This window comes from Halomonas sp. KG2, assembly GCA_030440445.1.
Classification (GTDB): domain Bacteria; phylum Pseudomonadota; class Gammaproteobacteria; order Pseudomonadales; family Halomonadaceae; genus Vreelandella.
This window is the reverse complement of the sequence record CP098528.1, coordinates 3942528-3964037: the sequence shown is the minus strand read 5'-3', so window position 1 is coordinate 3964037 and position 21510 is coordinate 3942528. Positions and strand designations below refer to the sequence as shown.

Genomic DNA, 21510 nt, shown 5'->3' with positions numbered 1-21510 from the left:
TCTCGTTTATCGTTGTTAACCATTATCTTAAGCACCTTCAGGGATTGTTGCGCTACGACCTTGGTGCTGTCGTTAGGTGGCTAGATTGATAAAAGGCTAGCTCGCGGGCCAGCATGGTTTGGCGAGCTTTGGGGTGGCGAATGCCGTGATACTCGTTATCAAACAGCAGTGTTTGTGCCTCGCCACCGTGGAGTTCGATATGCCGCGCCATGGCATGAGTTTGTTCTGGCACCACGACGGCGTCTTTGCCACCCTGGATAAACAGTGCCCGTAATGGGCGCTGACAACGGGTGACGTGGTAGCTAGGGCTGCGCTGGGCGAGCTGGGTCTCGTCTCCGATTAGCCAGCCCAGGTAACCGGATTCAAAGCGGTGTGTTTGTGCCGCTAACGTTAATGCATCGGTTACCCCGTATAGGCTAGTGGCCGCAGCAAATAGCGGCGTGGCCGCCAAGGCATTAAGAGCAGTCAACCCGCCAGCGCTTTGGCCGCGAATAAAACAGCGTGCTGTATCAATCGCGAAGCGTGTGCTGGCGGCGTTAACCAGGGCGATGACATCGTTGGTATCGCTGATGCCCCACTGGCCGGCTAAGCATTCGCGATAGCGGCGGCCAAAGTTGCCGCTGCCACGGGGGTTGATATCCAATACGTGAAAGCCCTGCTGTTGCCAATAGGCTACCAGCGGGTCGTAAACAGGGTAGGCGGCGGCGGTGGGCCCGCCATGAACGCGTACAATCAGCGGCGCAGCGCGGTTAGCTAAGGCTGAGTAGAAAAAGCCGTGAACCGTTTCGCCTTCGTTGCCAACAGGGGTTTCCAGCCATTCTGCGATGGAGGAGTTTGCAGTCACTAGGCTTTTCGTTGCGTTACCCTCGACCTTACCTACTAGGCAGTTGCGTGAGCCATTGTCGTTGAAGCGTATCAGCTGAGCGCCGCTGGTGGCGCTTTGCACAATGGCATAGTCACCGTGCTTGGCTAGCGTGATGCTTGCCACGCGGCCGGGGGCTGGTAACAGTGCTTCCACCTGCTCGCCGCAACGGCGATAAAGCTGAGCTGCCCCCTGGTGCAGTTGGCAGTATACCTGCCGATTATCTCGCCATAGGTGCTGGCGCTCACCCAGTTGCCACGGTGTGGTGATGTGGTCAACCGGGGCACTGCTCAGGCACACAGGGGTGGCCAAATTTACCTGCCAGGGTTGCCACCAGCCAGCGTGATCGCTCATACAGATCAGCGTGTTGTGAGGGCCAAACTGTGGCTGGCTAATTGCTGCGCCAAAATCCCAATGCTCCAGTATTTCAAGCTGGCCTGTGGTGGTCACCCGCGCGAGATGTAGCTGGCTGCGTTGCCAAGGCATGTGCGGCAACGACCAGCTGACCCAGGCGAGGTAGTTGCCGTCATCGCTTAATACCGCTGCGCCATAGAAGTCAGCGCCTTCAGCCAACACTTGCCTGTTGTTGTCAGTGCTGTTTTTGCCAGCTCTGTTGTCGCCATTAATGGCGACCAGCCGTTGACCTTGATGATCCTCTTCTACCGCAATCACTCGCTGACGCTTAGGGTCGGCGCATAGCCCGCCGTAGGCTGTTTGCGGGCGCTGTTGCCAGCAGTGGCTTACACCGTGGCGGTCGAGCTGCATGATGGCTTGATCGTGCTGGCGCACCCACACGACGCCCTCTAGTAGGGGCGTGTAGCTGCCACCGCCGTACTGATTCACGCGGCTACCCACGGCATCTTCTACTACACAGCGCGGCGTCTCGTTGCTGTCGGCGCGCCACTGCCAAAGTTGCATGCCGCCCGTTTGCGGGCAACGAGCGAGCCAGTAAACAGCTTGGGCATCGCTGTGTAACTCGGCCAAGGTGTCAGTGGGTTCGGCGGCATCTGCCAGGGTAAGCAGCATAGGCGTGCTCCTTAGTGTGGGGTGCCCCACAGCAACCGTGCTTCGTAGCGTGGGTAAAGCTGCATTACGCTGCGGGTGAACTCATATTCGCTGAGTGCCATGGTGCTAAACATGTCGGGAATTTCAACGGCCAAGGCATGATTGGCACCTAGCCCTTCGCTAGCCACATCACTGAGACGTTGGTCCAGCCATTCCAGGTAATGCGTGGTTTGGCCAATGATCGTTTCGGGCGGCGCACTGGGGCCGTGACCCGGTACTGCGGTGCTGGCGTTGAGCGCGCGCAGATCATTCAGTTCTTCCTGCCACTGTTGCAGGCTTGGGCTGTGGGCAGTGGCGGCAGCACGTTGGTAGAAGCCCATGTCGCCTAAAAAAAGCACGTCGGTGGCATGGTCCATAATCACCAGGTCACCACCGCTATGGCCGCTCAATGCGAACAGCGTGAGCGGATAGCTTCCCAGAGTTATCTTGCCAGCCTCAATCACGTCGGGCAGAGCAATAGACGAGTGATCCAGACTCAATCCGGTCAGCCGCGCTACATTATCGATCAGTGCGTCCCGGTCGCGAGCCATCAACGCACGAGTGCTGGCTAGGGTGAGGTGCTGTGCCTCGCCGAAGGCAGCATTACCAAAAGAGTGGTCAGGGTGGTGATGGGTATTCAACACCCAGCGTACGGGTTGAGCGGTGTGCTGAGCAATCAGTGTTTTGAGTGCGTCGCCAAAGTGTGGGCTGCTGCCGCTGTCGATGAGGATGACACCACTGGGCGTAGCAATAAACGCTTGGTTGCCAATATGGCCGCAGTTGCTGGTGGAGAGCTCTTCTCTTACGCCTTCCACCATCCAGGTGTTTTCCGCGATCGGTTGGGCGGTTAGCGGACGTTCGCAGAACATCACCGGTTCGCTGGCTGCCAGCGGCGTGATCAGCAGTGTACTGAAGGCGGCCAGAAAACAGGTTTTCATGGCTGCAGACCAATAGAAAAGCGGTTGCCATTGTTGTCCCGCGCGCCAATCACATAACCGCCCGGTGAGGGGCGCATATGCAGCCCTAAGGTGGGATTGGCGCTCACCGATGCGTCGATATCCAAGGCGGCCACTTGCTGGCCCTGCTGATCCAACAGTTCAAACGACTGCACATAAAAGGCAGGCTGGCTGGGGATTAAGCCGCTGTCCATGGGGTGAGAAAGGCGCACCCGCAGGCGCTGCTCGTCCTCATTGGCAAATAGCCGACCCTGCAGCTCGCCGAAGGTGGTTTCCCAATCGGTGTCGGCGCTGGCAATGCCGGGTGTGGTGCAGCCGCCACCTTCCGCTTCAATGTAGGTGCCGCCCACATGCCAGGTATCGCCCTGTTTCACTGCTACGCGCACCGCGGAGGCTTGTTCCAAGCGAATATTTAACGATAGCTTGGCTAATCCATGGCTCATCGGGGAGTAGCGGAACAGGCGGGGAATCGGGTTGAGATCCACCCAGGCAATAATGTCCGTGATTGGCTCGCCGCTGGCTTCTAAGGCGCTGGCATCTAGTTCAAGGGGCACTTGTCCTGAGTCTTCGGCGAACCCCGGCGCGTTAACGATGACGCGTTCATCAAACACCACGGGGGCATCGCCCAGAAAGCGCTCGCGGTACACAGGCCACATAAAGGAGTTAAACGGATCCTGTTCAGCCGTACTCGCTGTGGCTGTGGCTAGCGCGGTGGTCGGCAGTGCGAGCAGTAGCCAGCAAAGCGCCGCGAGTGGAAGGGCAAGGGGGGCGGCGAACGTCGCGGCGAGCCGTTGTAACGTGATGATGGCGGTTAGGGTTGCCATGGTGCCTCCCAGCGTTGGGATTATTGTTCGATAGTTTCCATGCTGACCGTTTCCAACCACGTGCGAATGGCCCACAGCCCTTCTTGGCTAACGTAATCGGACATGCGCGGCATTAGCACACGGCCGTTGCGTTCGGAACCATTGGTGACCAACTCTTTGAACCACTCATCGCCCCATGCGCCATTTTCCAGCTCGCGCAGGTCGGGAGCGATGCCGCCGGATTTCGCTTCTAGCCCGTGGCAAGCGGCGCAGTTGCTATTGTAAGCGCGGGCACCAATATCGATGGCAAGTTCTTGCTGGGGGTGATCACGGTAGGGGTTCTCTTCCCGCCATTCGTCACCTAAGCGTTCGAGGTCTTTAATATCAACGGCTTGAGGAGTCACGCTGCCGTGAGACCAGGCCAGCGGTGAGGCCAGCAACGCGGCAACAGCGATAGCGCCCACTTGGCTGCTGAGGCGTACGGGCAATGTTGCGGAGATTGTTTTTGCCAGTACGGGTTCTTTAAGTACGGTTTTTGTAATGGTCATGGGAAATGCTCCTCAGGGGATCAATGTATCGTCACTTGAGTGAGCTTAGGCAGGCAGGCCTTCCGAACCTATAGCACCTTAGGCATCGCTAGGCTCCTCCTTTGGAAGTAGTGCTAAATCAGGATGAGAACGCGACTGGAGGGGTAGATTGGTTTGTTATCCGAGCTTCTAAGCTGGACTTAGTCTTGCTGGCACCACGCAAGCAGCAGCTTGGCCGCTTTGCAGCCATTGCATTGTGATCATTACTCGGATGGAAAACCCATGACAGACGCTATCAATAACAACACGTCAGCCCGCAAAATTTCGTGGCCCTTTCGCCTGCGTACACTCACCGCCGCCGTTGCTTACGCTTCTGCCTTAGGCGTCGGGGGCATTGCGCTGACAGCCCACGCCAGCGAGGTGACCTGGGACGATATTCTCAATGACCATAACAACACTGAAACGGTGTTGATGTACGGCATGGGCGTGAAAGCACAGCGCTATAGCCCGCTTAATCAAATTAACGCCGATAACGTCGAGATGCTGACCCCCGCGTGGTCTCACTCGTTTGGCGATGAAATGCAGCGTGGCCAGGAGTCTCAGGCGCTGATTCATGAAGGCGTTATTTATGTCACCGGCTCCTATTCACGTATTTTTGCAATTGATGCGCGCACCGGCCAGCGGCTGTGGTCCTACAACCATCGCCTGCCCAGCGATATTCGCCCCTGCTGTGACGTGGTGAACCGCGGTGCGGCCATTTACGGCGATAAGGTATTCTTCGGCACGCTGGATGCTGGCATCGTGGCGCTGAATAAAGATACCGGTGAGGTGGTGTGGCGTGAGCGCTTTGGTGACCACCGCGCGGGCTACACCATGACCGGTGCACCAACCATTGTCGAAGATAGCGAAACAGGTCGCGTATTGCTGATTCATGGCTCTTCGGGAGATGAGTTCGGCATTGTGGGTAAGCTGTATGCCCGTGACCCTGATACCGGCGAAGAGATTTGGATGCGGCCCTTTGTTGAAGGCCATATGGGACGTTTGAACGGCGAAGAGAGCACGCCGACAGGCGATGCCAACGCACCTTCATGGCCCGATGACCCAGATAGCGACACCGGCAAAGTACAAGCCTGGAGCCAAGGTGGCGGTGCGCCGTGGCAGAGCGCCAGTTTCGACCCTGATACCAATACCATCATCATTGGTGCCGGTAACCCCGCTCCCTGGAATGGCTGGGCACGCACCTCGGAAGACGGCGACCCGTCTGACTACGACAGCCTTTACACCTCTGGCCAACTGGGTATCGACCCTTCGACTGGCGAAGTGAAGTGGTTCTATCAGCATACCCCCAATGATACCTGGGACTTCTCAGGCAATAACGAAATCGTTTTGTTTGAGTACGAAGATGAGAATGGCCAAACGGTGAATGCAGGTGCCCACGCCGACCGTAACGGCTTCTTCTATGTTACTGATCGCACCAACGGCGAGCTTATCAACGCCTTCCCATTTGTCGATAACATTACCTGGGCCACCCATATTGACCTGGAAACCGGCCGTCCGGTTGAGGCTGAAGGCCAGCGCCCACCGCGCTTGGAAGAGGGACAAACCCGTTCTGAGCCGGTTGAAGTTTCACCACCGTTCCTGGGTGGTAAAAACTGGAACCCAATGGCTTACAGCGAAGACACCGGGCTGTTCTACGTGCCGGGTAACCACTGGAAAGAAGATTATTGGACCGAGGAAGTTGAGTACGTGGAAGGCGCGGCTTACCTGGGTATGGGCTTCCGCATTAAACGTATGTACGACGACCACGTCGGTATTCTGCGTGCCGTTGATCCGGTTACCGGTGAGTACGCCTGGGAGCATAAAGAGCCTATGCCGCTGTGGGCAGGCGTGCTAGCGACCCACGGTGACTTGGTGTTTACCGGTACTGGCGATGGCTACTTAAAAGCATTCCATGCAGAAACCGGTGAAGAGCTTTGGAAGTTCCAGGTAGGCACCGGCATCATTTCACCACCGGTTACTTGGGAGATGGACGGTGAGCAGTACATTGGTGTTACTGCAGGTTATGGCGGTGCAGTGCCGCTATGGGGCGGTGATATGGCTGAACTGACCCGGCCGATTGCTCAGGGCGGCTCGTTCTGGGTCTTCAAATTGCCTTCCTTCGTTCAGGATCTGGCTAACCGTTAAGTTATTGGCACCTCTTGGGCGGCTTTTGCCGCCCTTTTTTGAATGGAGATAACGGTAATGGAGAGAATAACAATGATAACTCGCGATGCTCTGCCTTTATGGAGCCGCCAAGCATCGGCGGTTTTTCTCTGTTTTAGCGCGATAGGCAGCGTTGTCGCCGACGATTATGTTGAAGCGTATCAACCGCCAGTGCATAACGGCTGTGAGTTGGTGCCAGGTACTCAGTGCGCCAATATGGATTTATCCGGCGGCGACTTTTCTAATCTTGACCTACAGGGCGCTAACTTTGCGGGCAGTAACCTAGAAGGCTCGGATTTCCGCCATAGCAACCTACGCAGCGTTGATTTTGAAGGCGCATCACTGAGAAATGCCAACCTCAATCGTGCGCGCATGCCCAACACGCATTTACGCGGTGCCGATCTTTCCCATGCCAGTTTGGTTGGGCTGGATAGCTGGAGTATTTATGCCCAGGGAGCGACATTTGATTATGCCGATTTGACCGGTGCTAACCTTGAGTTTGCCCGGCTTTCAGGGGCCAGCATGCAAGGAGCAACGTTGATGGGCAGCAATCTGGAGATGGCCTGGATGAATAAGGTCAACCTGATCGGTGCGGACCTGCGCGATGCTAATCTGCAAGAAGCCAAAATGAACATCACGCGCCTCAATGATGCTGATATGACCGGTGCACGCATCCACTACGGCAACTTCCAAATGGCCCAAATGGAGGGCTGTACCGGCTGTCCGTTTGATTGGGAGTAATGTCACCATGACGACACAACCTTCGGCGCACTTTGTGTGCCGCTACCTCCTCTGTTTGGTGTGGGGAAGTGGCGTGTTCAGTGGGGTGGCAGGCGCTGAAGCGCCCGCCGCGGCATTTAACCAAGAAGGCTACCGCCTGCCGCCTTTTAAAGCGCCGGTTACCGCGCCGCTACCAGGGGTGACCACGTTAGATGAGCATGCTTTTCAAGCGCTGCTGGCGTCACCGCCAGTGATCCTGGTGGATGTCTATGCGCTGCCCTGGCATAACGGTCTTTTTCTGCAAGACAGTGCGCACTTAACGATTCCAGGCAGTATTTGGCTGCCTAATGTGGGCGCGGCTAGTTTGGAAGAGCAGTGGGTGGATTATTTCACCACGGCACTGGATGCGCAGCGTGAGCGTGCTGACGCCGCGCCGCTAGTGTTCTTCTGCCGTGCTGACTGCTGGCTTTCCTGGAATGCTGCACGGCGCGCTGAGGCACTGGGCTATGAAGAGCTCTATTGGTACCCAAATGGGGTGGATGGCTGGCAAGCGAGTGGACAGTCGTTAGCAGCCGTTTGCCCGCAGTTGCCCGCTCATGCTGAGCGAGCCACCTGCGAGCCTTAATCATTTTATTACTGATAAACAGATTTATTGTCGATAAATCAGCTCAAGTGGTTGGCGGGACAACGTCTCTGCTGAGCTATTTTGGCTTTGACGTTCAGCCTGACTTTGTAACTTCTTTGATTGCAACTGCTTTGATTGGCGGGCATTGCGGGGAATCAGCGTCGCTTGATCGGGCGTGTTGTGGCTGTTTTCTGCGATTAGGCTGTCTAACAACCCATGCTGGGGAGAGTGCTGGCACACAGGGTCGGTGGCGTTCATATCGCCGGTTAATAAATAGGCTTGGCAGCGGCAGCCGCCATGGTCTTTATCGCGGTCGTCGCACTGTTGGCAAAGCGTAGGCATCCACTGGGTGCCACGAAAACGGTTGAATGCATCGCTTTGGTACCAAATGTCCTGTAGCGACGTCTCTTTGACGTTCGGAAATGCCATCGGTAGTTCCCTGGCGCTGTGACAGGGCAACACGGCGCCATCTGGGGCTACGGTCATAAAGATACTGCCCCAACCACCCATGCACGCTTTAGGCGCTTGCTCAAAGTAGTCCGGCACCACAAATAGTAATGACATATCGCGGCCACGTGCCGCCAGTGTTTCACGCCAGCGATTGGTTTCCGCCTCGGCGCGTACCAGCTGTTCACGGGTAGGCATCAACGCCTGGCGGTTCAAAAACGCCCAGCCGTAATACTGGCAGTTGGCCAGTTCAACTGCATCCGCACCTAGCTCATCGCAGAGGGCAATCAGATCGCCAATTTGATCGATATTGTGCCGATGCAAGACCACGTTTAATACCATGGGATAGCCAGCGGCCTTGACCGCTTTGGCCATGGCCAGCTTGTTGGCGTGGGCCTTGGCAGAACCTGCCAGCGCCTGGGCTAGTTCGGGGTCGGCGGCTTGCAGGCTAATCTGGATATGATCCAGGCCTGCTTCTGCCAAGGCGTCTACCCGCTGGGCAGTGAGGCCTACACCGGAGGTCAGCAGGTTGGTGTAAAAGCCTAGCCGGCGTGCTTCGCCTACCAGCGCTTCCAGGTCTTGACGAATCAACGGTTCGCCGCCGGAAAAGCCAAGCTGTGCTGCCCCCATCGCCCTGGCTTGGCGCAGCACGCTAAACCACGCGTCGGTATCCAGCTCGTTTTGGTAACGGGTAAATTCCAACGGGTTGGAGCAGTAAGCGCACTGCAGTGGGCAGCGGTAGGTGAGTTCCGCCAGCAGCCATAAGGGCGGTGAGGTCGTTTTATTAATCACAATGAACCTCCTTCACGGCTAGCCAGCCGTTGCCGCGGGCTTCATCGATAAACTGCATGACATCGTCTGCTAAGGACTCCGCGCCCGGGTAGCGCTGCTGTAGGGTGGCGATAATATCGGCGATGGAGTGATGGCCATCGACCTGCTCAAGAATCGCACCGGCAGTCGCGCTGAGCTTGACCATACCTTCGGGGTAGAGAATAACGTGGCAGCCCTGAATGGCCTCCCACTGTAAGCGCCAACCGCGTCGCAGCTGGTAAATATCTTGATGTGATATGACGAGTTGCTGTGACATGGTGAATTCCCCAACGCTAGTCGATCATTGCCTAGTAATGTGAGTGCTCAAGCCCACGGTGATACACCGCTTTACGGGTGACGGTGTGGTAAGGCGGGCGGTCTAACTGATAGGCCATGGTCATGGCATCCAACATGCTCCACAGCACATCGAGCTTAAATTGCAGAATATCCAGCGCGCGCTGCTGCAGCGCCACCGTGGTACATACGCCTAAAGCGATTTCCAGACCGTGCTCGACGTCTCGGCGTGCTTCGCTGAGCCGCTTCCGAAAATAGCGATAGCCTTGCTCGTTAATCCACGGATAGTGCTGGGGCCAGGTGTCCAGGCGGTTTTGGTGGGCAAGTGGCGCAAACAGCTCGGTAAGCGATGAGATCGCCGCTTCCTGCCAGGGGGCACGGGCGACAAAGTGGCGGTAGGCATCCACCGCAAAGCGCACGCCGGGTAGCACACGTTCCTGGGAAAGCAACGTATGACGCGGTAAACCTACGGCTTCACCTAGGGCTAACCAAGCTTCAATCCCGCCTTCATCTCCGGCGTGGCCGTCGTGGTCAAGCAGGCGCTGCACCCATCGCCTGCGGGTGGCGGCATCTGGGCAGTTGGCCAGTAGTGCGGCATCTTTTTGGGGAATCATCAACTGGTAGTAAAAGCGATTAGCCACCCAGCCTTGTAGTTGTTCCTGGGTAAGCTCGCCGTTGGCCATCGCCTGCTGAAAGGGGTGATTAAGATGGTAGTACTGCCCTTTACCCATTAGCGCTTCACGGAACGCCTCCCGGCTGAGCGGGGTGGCAGAAGCACTGGGCGTTATCGCTGTCATCGCCATAGTCGAGTTCCTGGTTATTTTTGTAATATCTAATGTATATATTGCTGATTTAAATGGTTTTTATTTTTAGCCATTTTTTATGCATAGGGTTTGTTTAATGAAACAGGTTTTTTGGTTATAGCTCGCTCTGTTTGAATTATTTTATAAAGTTATATGCTTATTTTGGTTTAATTTTATCAGGGTCTTTTTTATCGCCTTTTACCGCCCTGCTGTTTTTTAAATTCTACTAACCTAGTGCTTTTTTAATCTAAGGTTTAGGTCTGGATGTTAATAGATTAATACTCAATAATTCTAAGATAAGAGAGTGTTTAAGGTCTGTGGAAGTCGACCTAAAACGTCAGTTTCATTCCGTCGTAAGCGGTTTCGATGCCTGCGGCCTGCAATGTTTTCGCTGCATCGCTAGCGCCGTCCAAAATCGGGTTGGTGTTGTTGATATGAATCAAAATACGCCGCGTGCTGCTGGGTAGCTCGTTCAATAGCGCACACATACCGCTGCTGCCATTAAGCGCGAGGTGACCCATCTGTTGGCCTGTGGAGGTGCCAACGCCAAGTGCCTGCATTTCGTCGTCTTCCCACAGGGTGCCATCCACCATCACCACATCTGCGGCGTTTAAGAAACGCATGGCCAGTGGTGTCGGGTTGCCAAGCCCAGGGGCGTAGCACAGCGACTTGCCGCTACGACGATCAACAATATACAGCCCTAAATTATCGCCACAGGAGGGCGCGCCGCGCCGTGGTGAGTAGGGCGGTGCATTGCTGTGCAGCGCAAAGGCGGTCAGCGCGATATCTGGCAGAAAGGGAATCGAAAACTCGACAACTTCCTGATGACCTTCCAGCTCAATCGGCTTCCAGTGCAGTCCGCCCCAGTGTTCCAGCATCGGAAATAGCGGAAAACCTGTCGATAAATCGCGATGTACATTAGGTGTGCACCAGACCTCTAACGGGCAGCCTTCCCTTAAGGAGAGCAGCCCGGTGACATGGTCGATTTGGGCATCTACCAGTAGCACACCACGAATACCACTGCCACGCAGGTCGCTTGGCCATAATTCCGGGTTGGCATTGAGCTGAGCGCGAATATCTGGGGACGCATTGCATAGCAACCACTGCTTGCCATCCACGCTTAACGCAATCGATGATTGAGTGCGAGGTTGATGATCTGCACTGCCCAGGCGAGCGTGGTAGCAGTTAGGGCAGTTGCAATTCCATTGGGGAAAGCCGCCACCTGCGGCAGCCCCAAGAACTAAAATCTGCATAGACTGGCCTCCGACGAGAGTGCTGTGGTTGTGCTATGAATCCTGGGTAAAAGCCCCTACCTGATATAAACCCAATAAGGCAGGCAGGGACCGCGGTTCAGTCGCTAGCGATTAGCGGGTAGAGATATACAGCGTTACTTCAAAGCCAAGGCGCATGTCCTGATACGTCGGTTTGGTCCACATAAGTGACTCTCCTGCGTTGTTAAGCATGTTGTTGTGAGTGTCGTTACAAACGTCGTGACAAATGTCGTTATAAGTACTGTTGTGGGCGTTTTTGGAGGTTAATCATTATTGCCATACCCACTACTTCAGTTAATCATTGGTGGGGTGAATTGAATGCGGTACTTTGGAAGTAGTTTTCTCTAACTTTTGGTGGGGAATCGTTGTTAAAAAGGGTAGTGTTGTAGTTAAACAACCCAATTGAATCGAAGGTTGAATAGTAACTGGCGGTCGCCGCGTTAGATCCTAAACTGCTATCTGGCGCGACGACGCATGTCAGTAATAATGCCCAGCGTCCAATAACCAAGGGTAAAAATGTGACTGTTTTGGTCATGACGCTGGAAATGGGCTAACCAAGGGAGAAAGCGTGTGAAAATAGGCGCACCGAAAGAGACAGCTCAAGGAGAAGCGCGTGTAGCGCTTACTCCTGAGAGCGCAAAACAGCTTCAAAAGCTAGGCCATGAGTGCTTGGTGGAAGCCGGCGCAGGGGCCGCCGCGGGCTTTAATGACGACACGTATCGCGACGCGGGTGTCAGCGTTGTGGAAAGCGCGGAAGCGCTGTGGCGTGATGCGGACGTGGTGATTAAAGTCCGTGAACCTTCGGAAACTGAGGCTCACTATTTGCGCGAAGGCCAGACGCTGATTGCGTTCTTCTGGCCCGCACAAAACGAAGCGCTGTTAGAAACCTGTAAAGCTCAGGGCGCGTCTGTTATTGCGATGGACATGGTGCCACGTATTTCCAGGGCGCAGAAAATGGATGCGCTCTCCTCAATGGCCAATATCGCGGGCTACCGTGCGGTGATTGAGGCGGGTAATAATTTTGGCCGCTTCTTTACTGGCCAGGTAACCGCTGCCGGTAAAGTTCCCCCTGCCAAAGTATTGGTGATCGGCGCAGGTGTGGCGGGTTTGTCGGCGATTGGTACCGCGGCTAGCCTTGGTGCTGTGGTGCGTGCGTTTGATGTGCGCCCAGAGGTGTCCGAGCAGATTGAATCCATGGGCGCTGAATTCCTGTTTCTCGATTTTGAAGATAGCCAGGACGGTTCAGAAAGCGGTGGCTATGCCTCACCCTCCAGCCCAGAGTTTCGCGAGAAGCAGCTGGAGTGTTTCCGCGAACAAGCACCTGATGTCGATATTGTCATCACCACGGCGCTGATTCCTGGCAGGCCCGCGCCAAAGCTGTGGCTGGAAGATATGGTTGCAGCCATGAAGCCAGGCTCGGTGATTGTCGACTTAGCCGCTGAAAAAGGCGGTAACTGCGATTTAACCAAGCCGGACGAACGTGTGGTATCTGATAACGGCGTCGTGGTGGTCGGCTATACCGACTTCCCCTCACGCATGGCCACCCAAGCGTCGCTGCTTTACGCCACCAATATTCGCCACATGCTAACCGACCTCACGCCTGAGAAAGACGGCGTCATCCATCACAATATGGAAGATGATGTCATTCGCGGTGCTACGGTCACGCACCAGGGCGAAATCACCTTCCCGCCGCCGCCACCCAAAGTAAAAGCTATCGCTGCGGCGAAGCCAAAGAAAAAAGAGAAAGAACCAACGCCTGAAGAGAAGAAGGCTACTGAACACGCGGCGTTTAAAGCGCAAACCAAGCGACAAGCTGGCTTACTCGCCGTTGGTGGCGCGCTAATGTTGCTGTTGGGCCAAATAGCCCCAGCCTCATTTATGCAGCACTTCATTGTGTTTGTGTTGGCGTGCTTCATTGGCTTCCAAGTGATTTGGAAGGTGAGTCATTCGCTGCACACGCCGCTAATGGCGGTCACTAACGCTATCTCCGGCATCATTGTTTTAGGGGCAATTTTGCAAATCGGTTCAGGCAGTGGCGTCGTTATCGTGCTGGCGGCCATTTCAGTACTGATTGCATCGATTAATATCGTGGGTGGCTTCCTGGTGACACGCCGGATGCTTGCCATGTTCCAAAAATCTTAAGCGGCGGAGAAACGAGATGTTAGGACAAGGATTCGTATCTGCCGCGGCAATTGCGGCAAGTGTGCTATTTATTTTATCGCTAGGCGGCCTGAGTAATCAGGAGAAAGCTAAGCGTGCCGTATGGTACGGCATTGTGGGCATGGCCGTAGCGGTGTTCTTTACCTCCCTCGGGCCAGGTATTGGCGGCTACTGGTGGCTGGTTCCGGCGATGTTGATCGGTGCTGGGATTGGTGCCTATGTCGCAGGCAAGGTCGAAATGACCGAAATGCCTCAGTTGGTAGCGGCACTACATAGTTTTGTGGGTTTGGCAGCGGTCTTTGTTGCCTGGAGCGCAGATTTAGAGCGCCGCCGGGTGCTGGCAGCACAAGCCGCCGATGGCGCGATGCAAGAGTTTTCTGCGTTTGCCGCATTGGTGGCTACGAAGGCACCTGCTGAGCTGACCTTTTTGCAGATTGAGGTGGTGTTCGCGATTTTCATCGGTGCGGTGACCTTTACCGGCTCGGTGATTGCGTTCGGTAAGCTGGCAGGCAAAGTGGATGGCAAGCCTCGCCAACTGCCGGGTGGGCATATGCTCAACGCCGGTGCTGCGGCGCTTTCGCTGCTGCTCGCGATTATGTACCTCAACGGTGCAGGCTTCTGGACATTGCTCGTGCTGGCGGCGCTGTCATTCTTTATTGGCTATCACCTGATTATGGGCATTGGCGGTGCGGATATGCCAGTGGTGGTGTCGATGTTGAACAGCTACTCCGGCTGGGCAGCGGCGGCGATTGGTTTCACGCTTTCTAATGATCTGTTGATTGTTACCGGCGCACTGGTGGGGTCCTCAGGGGCGATCCTGTCTTACATTATGTGTAAGGCGATGAACCGCAACTTCGTTAACGTGATTTTGGGCGGCTTCGGTGGTGCTCAGGGGCCAGCGGCTGAAATTGAAGGCGAGCAGGTCGCGATTGATGCGAGTGGCGTAGCGAGTGCCTTAAACGATGCCGATAGCGTGATTATCGTGCCGGGGTATGGCATGGCGGTGGCTCAAGCGCAAAGTGCGGTGAGCGATCTAGTACGCAAGCTGCGGGCATCGGGTAAGACTGTACGTTTTGGTATTCATCCGGTGGCAGGACGTCTGCCTGGACACATGAACGTGCTGCTGGCTGAAGCCAAAGTGCCTTACGATATCGTGCTGGAAATGGACGAGATCAACGACGATTTCTCAAGTACGGATGTGGTGATCGTGATCGGCTCCAACGACATCGTAAACCCAGCGGCCGAGGAAGATCCCAATAGCCCTATCGCCGGTATGCCGGTATTGAAGGTTTGGGAAGCTAAGCAGGTGTTTGTCAGCAAGCGCGGTCAGGGCACGGGCTACTCTGGCATTGAAAACCCGCTATTCTTCAAAGAGAACACGCGCATGTTCTACGGCGATGCGCGGGATAGCTTGAACGCACTGTTGCCAATGGTGGAGTAAAGGTAAGAAAACGCTACTATCCTGATAGTGGTATGGGCAGGGCGTCTGACGTCCTGCCTTTTTTATTGGCTAAGAAATAGCTAGTTTAATAATAAATAACTATCGAGCTATTGGTTTATTACAAATTGTGACTATCGGTGAGGTGCTTTAAAACAGTACATATCAACGCAACGCTTGCTGATTACCTACACTGTAGACAGCAATATGAGATGTCGATCATCTGTTTCCTTGGCGAGTCCAAGGCAAAGAGCAAGAAGGGGAGAGAAACATGAGTGGCAAATGTCCTGTAATGCATGGTGGTAATACGTCTACTGGCACCTCCAACAAAGATTGGTGGCCAGAGGCGTTGAACCTAGACATTCTGCACCAGCATGATCGTAAAACTAACCCGATGGATCCTGACTTTGACTATCGGGAAGAGGTCAAAAAACTCGATTTTGACGCCCTCAAGCAAGATGTTCATGCCTTGATGACTGACAGCCAAGCATGGTGGCCAGCCGACTGGGGCCACTACGGCGGCCTGATGATCCGCATGGCATGGCACTCTGCCGGAACTTACCGCATTGCCGATGGACGTGGTGGCGGTGGTACCGGTAATCAGCGTTTTGCACCGCTCAACTCCTGGCCGGATAACGTAAGCCTTGATAAGGCGCGCCGTTTGCTGTGGCCAGTGAAGAAAAAATATGGCAATAAAATCAGCTGGGCCGACCTAATCATTCTTGCGGGTACGGTTGCCTACGAATCTATGGGGCTGCCCGCTTACGGTTTCTCGTTTGGCCGCGAAGACATCTGGCACCCAGAGAAAGACATTTATTGGGGGGCTGAAAAAGAGTGGTTAGCGCCTTCTGATGAGCGCTACGCTGATGTCAATAAGCCAGACACCATGGAAAACCCACTGGCAGCGGTACAAATGGGGCTTATTTACGTTAACCCAGAAGGGGTAAATGGCCAGCCAGATCCGTTGAAAACGGCAGAGCACGTGCGACTGACGTTCGCCCGTATGGCGATGAACGATGAAGAAACAGCCGCACTAACAGCGGGCGGCCATACCGTGGGTAAATGCCATGGTAATGGTGATGCCGCTGCGTTGAGCGCTGAGCCTGAAGCGTCTGACGTTGAAAACCAGGGCTTTGGCTGGGGCAACCCGACCATGGATGGCAAAGCGAGCAATGCCGTGACGTCGGGTATTGAAGGCGCTTGGACCACCAACCCAACCAAGTTCGATATGGGCTACTTTGACCTGCTGTTTGGCTATGAGTGGGAGCTGAAGAAAAGTCCAGCGGGTGCTCATCAGTGGGAGCCTATCGACATTAAGGAAGAGGATAAGCCGGTTGATGCAACCGACCCCTCTGTACGCCACAATCCGATCATGACCGATGCGGATATGGCGATGAAGATGGATCCGACGTACCGTGCTATTTGCGAAAAGTTCATGGCCGATCCGGAGTACTTCAAGCAAACCTTCGCTAAAGCGTGGTTTAAGCTAACCCACCGTGATCTAGGCCCGAAAGCACGCTATATCGGCCCAGAAGCACCGGCTGAAGACCTTATCTGGCAAGATCCGGTGCCCGCAGGCAGTACCGATTACTGCGAAGAAGTGGTTAAGCAGAAAATTGCTGAGAGCGGCTTAAGCATTAGCGACATGGTCAGCACCGCGTGGGATAGCGCGCGCACTTACCGTGCCTCCGACATGCGCGGTGGCGCCAACGGTGCGCGCATTCGCTTGGCTCCCCAGAAAGATTGGCAGGGCAATGAGCCAGCGCGTCTTGCCGATGTGCTAAAAGTATACGAGCAGATCTCTGCTGATACGGGGGCCAGCATTGCCGATGTGATTGTCTTGGCGGGTAGCGTGGCTATCGAAAAAGCCGCCAAAGCAGCGGGCTATGAAGTGCGTGTGCCGTTCCTCAAAGGCCGTGGTGATGCCACTGATGAGATGACTGACGTAGATTCTTTTGAGCCTTTAGAGCCACTTGCCGATGGCTTCCGTAACTGGCAGAAGAAAGACTACATCGTCAAGCCCGAAGAAATGCTGCTGGATCGTGCCCAGTTGATGGGGCTCACCGCACCGGAGATGACCGTGCTGTTAGGTGGAATGCGTGTGCTGGGAACCAACTATGGTGGTACCAAGCACGGTGTGTTCACTCACCGTGAAGGCCAGTTGACCAACGACTTCTTTGCCAACCTGACCGATATGGGCAACAGCTGGAAGCCGGTGGGCAACAATGTTTACGAGATTCGCGACCGTCAAACGGACGCCGTTAAGTGGACAGCCTCTCGCGTTGATCTAGTGTTTGGTTCTAACTCACTGCTACGCTCCTACGCAGAGGTGTATGCCCAGGACGATAATGGCGAGAAGTTTGTTAAAGACTTCGTCGCTGCCTGGGCAAAAGTGATGAACGCGGACCGCTTCGACGTTGTGTAAACGTCAAAGCAACGCTTGCTCTAAGTAACTTCCCTGTCCGAACCCGCATCGAGAGATGCGGGTTTTTTTAATGCCAGTGGCTTAATTGCTTCCGATAGGCAATTTGCGCTTGGCTGGCACTGACAGGGCTCAAACGCACTTCGGTTCCCGGCACGCATTGAGCAAGCAGCGCACAGGCCATCGGGGTGAGCGCACCTAGGCGTGGGTAGCCGCCAATGGTTTGGCGGTCATTCATTAACACAATCGGCTGGCCGTCGGGTGGGATTTGCACGGCGCCAAGGGGAATGCCTTCAGAAATAATGCCGCCGAGCGTGCAATGCAGATGCTGGCCAGTGAGACGGATGCCCATACGATCAGCGCGGTTATCTACTGTCCAAGGCTGGTTAAAAGCGCTGTACAGACTACGTCCGGCGAAATGTGAAGCCTGCGAGCCAAGCACCATGCTGAGTTGGCAGCTTTTTTCCGGCATGGCGGGGACTGTTCCTTCAGGCAGCCTGCGCTCGCCGGATGAGCTACCTTGCCAGGTGAGCTGGTCGCCGGTTTTTAGCGGTCTGCCGTCGTCACGGAGCCCGCCAATCTGCTCGCGGGCAGTGCAGGCACGGCTGCCCAGAATCGTTGGTACATCTAATCCGCCAGGAAACGCCAGATAGGCTCGTAGGCCACGCCGAGGCTGGCTGAAAATGAGTGTTTGACCGGAACGCAGCAGAAAGCTTGTGTTGGTTGCTAATGGCTGTCCATCGATGGTAGCGCCAAGATCGGCCCCGGTGAGCGCTAAGCGCACCTCGGCATTGGCAACCAAGCTGAGGTTGCCACCCATAACAATCTCCAGTGCCGCGCTATCAGGTGCGTTACCGAGGAGCCAGTTTGCCCAGCGAAATGAAATCCAGTCGGCGGCACCGCCCTGAGTGACACCCAAATGACCCACGCCGAACCGCCCTAAGTCTTGAATCAGAGCCAGTGGTCCAGCCTGCTTAACCGTTAGCATTGCCTGGCTCATGGCCGCTCCTCCATCGGCGTTGTATCGCCTCCTGCTGCTTCAAATTCTGCTTTGCCAATCGCTTTAAAGCGTACCTTATCGCCGGGTCGCAGCAGCGGCTCGCCCCGCTTAGCGTATTCAAATAGCGGCACGGCGGTGCGACCTAAAATATTCCACCCCCCTGGAGAAAGGAGCGGGTAGATAGCCGTTTGTCGATCGGCAATCCCCACACTGCCTGCCGCGACTTTGCGGCGGGGTGTTTTCAAGCGAGGCGTGGCGATGCCTTCGTCTACCAACCCCATAAAACCGTAGCCGGGGGCGAAGCCCAGCGCGAAGACGCAGTAATCATGGTCGCAGTGACGCTCGATCAGAGAGTCAACGCTGAGCCCTGCGCGTTTTGCCACCAGTGGAAGCTCAGGGCCAACGCTTTCGTCATACCACACGGGGACCTCATGTAGCTGACCGTTCTGCGATTCGGCAGGCGTTAAGTGGCGCAAGGCATTGCGAATCAGCGTAGCGACTTGGCCAAAGGTGAGTTGCTGGCTGTCGTAGTGCACCAGCAGCGTGGTGTAGGAGGGAATCAGGTCAATGAGTGCCTCGCCCAGCGCATCGCGCAGGGTTTGATCGGCAGCGATGATCCACGCCATATTGGCTTCATCAATAGTGTCAAACAGGCGTACCGTTACGGCGTCCATGGCCGCTGTTTCTAAACGCAGTTTCACGCAGACTCCAGCGCCGTAAAGGCATCACGAATCGCGCGCACGGCAGCCACCGACTCAGGATTGTCGCCGTGCACGCACAGGGTGTCGCAGGGTAGGTGCAGCGCGCTACCGTCGCGGGCGGTCAGCGCCTCGCCTTTGGCGAGCGCAACAGCTTGCGCAACGATAGTGGCTTGGTCGTGGTGGACAGCGCCTGCCAGGCGGCGAGAGGCGAGATGGCCGGTTGCTTCATAAGCGCGGTCAGCGAATGTTTCAAACCACAGGGTAACGCCCATTTTTTTCGCCAACTGACGATGAGGTTCCGGATCGGCAGTTGCCATGACCATTAGCGGAAGGTTGGCATCATAAGCACGTACCGCACGCATGGCACCTTCCAATAGTTCAAGATTCGCCGCCATGTCGTTATACATCGCTCCATGGGGCTTTATGTAGCTCAGCGTCGCGCCTTCAGCTTGGCAAATTCCGGCCAGCGCACCGACCTGGTACAGCATCATATCCTCTACTTCTGCGGGCGAGCAGGCCATAGAACGACGACCAAACCCCATTAAGTCAGGGTAGCCGGGATGGGCGCCAATACGCACGCCATGTTGACTGGCCAAGGCGACCGTGCGGCGCATCACATGGGGGTCTGAGGCATGATAGCCACAGGCGATATTGGCACAATCGACGTAAGGCATTACGTCAGCATCTAAGCCGATTGACCAATTACCGAAGCTTTCGCCCATGTCGCAGTTGAGCAGTGGGATTGCCATATCGTCTCCTAGCCTGTTTTGAATTTATTAGCGTCACTTGTTGGTTAACAGCGAATTGTTAGTTAGCAGCGTTGGCCAAGAACGCTTATTTTTAATAACGGAGTGCTAATGTTGAAGAATTTGTTGTTAAAGCTGCGGCTGTCAGTGTTTGTTATGACTACCTGTTGTAAATAGTTAGCTTGATTATCACTATGATGTCTTAAAACCAATATATGAACCTATCCTGTTAAGTTCCAATCGTTTTTAGCGATACTTAGTATCGGTGCTTCCTATCGTGCTGTTATTTATTGGAAAAATGGTTGACGCTAGGGGGGAGTACGATTATCAAATAAATAAAGCGACTCGATAAAAGATTATAAAAAAACGCTCACGCCAGCCCTAACGAATACCCGCAGCACTAATAATAATTGGCGGCCAGTGAGTCGTTTTGAGGAGTGAAACATGCAAACGTCGGCCATGAGCCAGCTTGTCGCTGTTCAGCTAGACACTGTTCAGCGAAAAACAGTGGGTAATCCCACCATGCTGGCCCTAAGATTGCATTACACAGCAATGCGACCATTTCACCCAGTGACACATGGCGCTAGGGGGCGGCACTGCGCGCGACGTTACCTGCGCTGTGTAGGCATCCCTGCCGATGTTACTGCAACCGTTGGTTAGGCAAATGTATGCTTGATTTCAAGGAGCTAGACGCTTTTGTATGGGCGGTAAAGCTTGGCTCTTTTCGTAAGGCGGCGGTACGCCTACATATCACACAGCCTTCTGTTTCTGAGCGTATTTCACGCTTGGAAAGCACCGTAGGTGTGCTATTGCTTGAGCGCTCGGCGCGTCCGGTTCAGCCGACCATGCGTGGCCGCGAGTTCTTTCTGCATGCTGAGCGCATACTGCATCAGCGTGATGAAGCGCTAAAACTATTTGATAGTGCCGAGACATTTTCAGCACCCCTAAGGCTTGGCACCATTGAAACCATTGCACATAGCTGGTTTCCCGCTTTTATTCAGCAGCTTACTGAGCGCTTTCCAGAACTCATTATCGAGTTAACAGTTGATTACTCGCCGGCTCTTAATGATCGGCTTATGCGCAACGAGATTGATATTTTGCTGGCAATGAATGGTTACTTGGCTCCGGAGCAAATTGAGTGCGAGACGTTAAGTCCTTATGAGATGGGCATGTTTGTTTCACCTCGTCATGCCGCGCTGCTAAGCGAACACCCCAACGCTTGGTGCCAGTCGTTGCCGTTTATTTCCTTTGGCAGGCAGGCTCGCCCCTACGAAGAACTGGTTCGTTACCTTTCTGATGTCGGCGTTCAGCAGCCTCGTATCCATAGCGTTAGCACATTGATGACCATTGCACGAATGACGATGGAGGGGCTGGGAATCGGTGCGCTTCCGGTCGCCACTGTATTAGATGAGTGGCGGCGGGGTGATCTATACCGTCTAGCGCTACCCGTGCCGTTGCCGCCTATGAACTATGATGTGATATGGCGCAGTGCGAATCATCCTCGCTTTTGTCGCAGTGTGGGGCGGATCGCCCAAGAATGTGCAGCTAACTATGCCAGAGAGCGGTGCGCTGACATGGCAAACACATGTTTTACCGGCCGCTGGGTTCGCCCTAGCGCAACCCCTACCACTCCCGAAGCAACACCTCGATCAACCTGAACTTCCATCAATATGAATGAG

At 55.0% G+C, this 21510-nt stretch carries 20 protein-coding genes; 8 read left to right on the top strand and 12 right to left on the bottom strand.

What is annotated here, in order from left to right:
- Positions 1-52: 52 nt before the first annotated feature.
- Genes NDQ72_18240 through pedF form a run of 4 tightly spaced genes read right to left on the bottom strand, consistent with a single transcriptional unit; the run spans position 53 to position 4120 of the window.
- Positions 53-1888 carry a prolyl oligopeptidase family serine peptidase gene (locus NDQ72_18240; GenBank protein WKD27953.1) on the bottom strand — a complete coding sequence of 612 codons (1836 nt, stop codon included), beginning with the start codon at positions 1886-1888 and terminating at the stop codon, positions 53-55.
- Between the two features lie 11 nt (positions 1889-1899).
- Positions 1900-2844: a quinoprotein relay system zinc metallohydrolase 1 gene (locus tag NDQ72_18235; protein WKD27952.1), complete on the bottom strand. Its 945-nt coding sequence runs from the start codon at positions 2842-2844 to the stop codon at positions 1900-1902.
- Positions 2841-3686 (bottom strand): quinoprotein dehydrogenase-associated SoxYZ-like carrier, encoded by an 846-nt coding sequence (locus NDQ72_18230; protein ID WKD27951.1) that lies wholly within the window; start codon positions 3684-3686, stop codon positions 2841-2843. Before NDQ72_18230 ends, NDQ72_18235 begins: the two co-directional genes overlap by 4 nt.
- A gap of 20 nt (positions 3687-3706) precedes the next feature.
- On the bottom strand, positions 3707-4120 hold the full coding sequence (gene pedF / locus NDQ72_18225) for a cytochrome c-550 PedF (GenBank protein ID WKD30440.1): 414 nt from the start codon (positions 4118-4120) through the stop codon (positions 3707-3709).
- A 354-nt stretch (positions 4121-4474) separates the two neighbouring features.
- On the opposite strand from pedF, the gene NDQ72_18220 reads away from it, so the two are divergent.
- The 3 genes from NDQ72_18220 to NDQ72_18210 all read left to right on the top strand — a co-directional run bounded on the left by NDQ72_18220 (position 4475) and on the right by NDQ72_18210 (position 7739).
- On the top strand, positions 4475-6376 hold the full coding sequence (locus NDQ72_18220) for a methanol/ethanol family PQQ-dependent dehydrogenase (protein WKD27950.1): 1902 nt from the start codon (positions 4475-4477) through the stop codon (positions 6374-6376).
- Between the two features lie 72 nt (positions 6377-6448).
- On the top strand, positions 6449-7135 hold the full coding sequence (locus tag NDQ72_18215) for a pentapeptide repeat-containing protein (protein WKD27949.1): 687 nt from the start codon (positions 6449-6451) through the stop codon (positions 7133-7135).
- Positions 7136-7142: 7 nt separating this feature from the next.
- Positions 7143-7739: a rhodanese-like domain-containing protein gene (locus tag NDQ72_18210; GenBank protein ID WKD27948.1), complete on the top strand. Its 597-nt coding sequence runs from the start codon at positions 7143-7145 to the stop codon at positions 7737-7739.
- A 24-nt stretch (positions 7740-7763) separates the two neighbouring features.
- Here the strand turns inward: NDQ72_18210 and pqqE are convergent, their stop codons facing one another.
- From pqqE to pqqA, 5 genes are all read right to left on the bottom strand, one after another.
- Entirely contained in the window at positions 7764-8975 is a 1212-nt protein-coding gene (gene pqqE / locus NDQ72_18205) for a pyrroloquinoline quinone biosynthesis protein PqqE (protein WKD30439.1), read from the bottom strand.
- Positions 8971-9273: a pyrroloquinoline quinone biosynthesis peptide chaperone PqqD gene (gene pqqD, locus NDQ72_18200; protein ID WKD27947.1), complete on the bottom strand. Its 303-nt coding sequence runs from the start codon at positions 9271-9273 to the stop codon at positions 8971-8973. The genes pqqE and pqqD overlap by 5 nt, the downstream gene beginning before the upstream one ends.
- A gap of 31 nt (positions 9274-9304) precedes the next feature.
- Positions 9305-10093 carry a pyrroloquinoline-quinone synthase PqqC gene (gene pqqC, locus NDQ72_18195; GenBank protein WKD27946.1) on the bottom strand — a complete coding sequence of 263 codons (789 nt, stop codon included), beginning with the start codon at positions 10091-10093 and terminating at the stop codon, positions 9305-9307.
- A 329-nt stretch (positions 10094-10422) separates the two neighbouring features.
- Complete coding sequence (gene pqqB / locus NDQ72_18190) at positions 10423-11346, bottom strand: pyrroloquinoline quinone biosynthesis protein PqqB (GenBank protein ID WKD27945.1); 924 nt, start codon at positions 11344-11346, stop codon at positions 10423-10425.
- A 111-nt stretch (positions 11347-11457) separates the two neighbouring features.
- Complete coding sequence (gene pqqA, locus NDQ72_18185) at positions 11458-11529, bottom strand: pyrroloquinoline quinone precursor peptide PqqA (GenBank protein ID WKD30438.1); 72 nt, start codon at positions 11527-11529, stop codon at positions 11458-11460.
- A 405-nt stretch (positions 11530-11934) separates the two neighbouring features.
- Between pqqA and NDQ72_18180 the strand changes: the two genes are divergently transcribed.
- The 3 genes from NDQ72_18180 to katG all read left to right on the top strand — a co-directional run bounded on the left by NDQ72_18180 (position 11935) and on the right by katG (position 17387).
- Positions 11935-13506 carry a Re/Si-specific NAD(P)(+) transhydrogenase subunit alpha gene (locus NDQ72_18180; protein WKD27944.1) on the top strand — a complete coding sequence of 524 codons (1572 nt, stop codon included), beginning with the start codon at positions 11935-11937 and terminating at the stop codon, positions 13504-13506.
- 16 nt (positions 13507-13522) lie between these two features.
- Entirely contained in the window at positions 13523-14965 is a 1443-nt protein-coding gene (locus NDQ72_18175) for an NAD(P)(+) transhydrogenase (Re/Si-specific) subunit beta (GenBank protein ID WKD27943.1), read from the top strand.
- Between the two features lie 268 nt (positions 14966-15233).
- Entirely contained in the window at positions 15234-17387 is a 2154-nt protein-coding gene (gene katG, locus NDQ72_18170; protein ID WKD27942.1) for a catalase/peroxidase HPI, read from the top strand.
- Between the two features lie 67 nt (positions 17388-17454).
- On the opposite strand, the gene NDQ72_18165 is transcribed toward katG, so the two are convergent.
- From NDQ72_18165 to NDQ72_18155, 3 genes are read right to left on the bottom strand one after another with little or no spacing between them, the layout of a single operon-like run.
- The gene (locus NDQ72_18165) at positions 17455-18384 is read right to left on the bottom strand and encodes a biotin-dependent carboxyltransferase family protein (protein ID WKD27941.1); all 930 of its coding nucleotides are present in this window, start codon (positions 18382-18384) and stop codon (positions 17455-17457) included.
- Positions 18381-19085, bottom strand: coding sequence for a 5-oxoprolinase subunit PxpB (gene pxpB, locus NDQ72_18160; GenBank protein ID WKD27940.1), 705 nt, complete (start codon positions 19083-19085; stop codon positions 18381-18383). The genes NDQ72_18165 and pxpB overlap by 4 nt, the downstream gene beginning before the upstream one ends.
- On the bottom strand, positions 19082-19834 hold the full coding sequence (locus tag NDQ72_18155; GenBank protein WKD27939.1) for a LamB/YcsF family protein: 753 nt from the start codon (positions 19832-19834) through the stop codon (positions 19082-19084). The genes pxpB and NDQ72_18155 overlap by 4 nt, the downstream gene beginning before the upstream one ends.
- Before the next feature lie 441 nt (positions 19835-20275).
- On the opposite strand from NDQ72_18155, the gene NDQ72_18150 reads away from it, so the two are divergent.
- Both NDQ72_18150 and NDQ72_18145 read left to right on the top strand, forming a co-directional pair.
- Positions 20276-20491: a hypothetical protein gene (locus NDQ72_18150; GenBank protein ID WKD27938.1), complete on the top strand. Its 216-nt coding sequence runs from the start codon at positions 20276-20278 to the stop codon at positions 20489-20491.
- Positions 20492-20499: 8 nt separating this feature from the next.
- Positions 20500-21489 (top strand): LysR family transcriptional regulator, encoded by a 990-nt coding sequence (locus NDQ72_18145; GenBank protein ID WKD27937.1) that lies wholly within the window; start codon positions 20500-20502, stop codon positions 21487-21489.
- Positions 21490-21510: the final 21 nt, after the last annotated feature.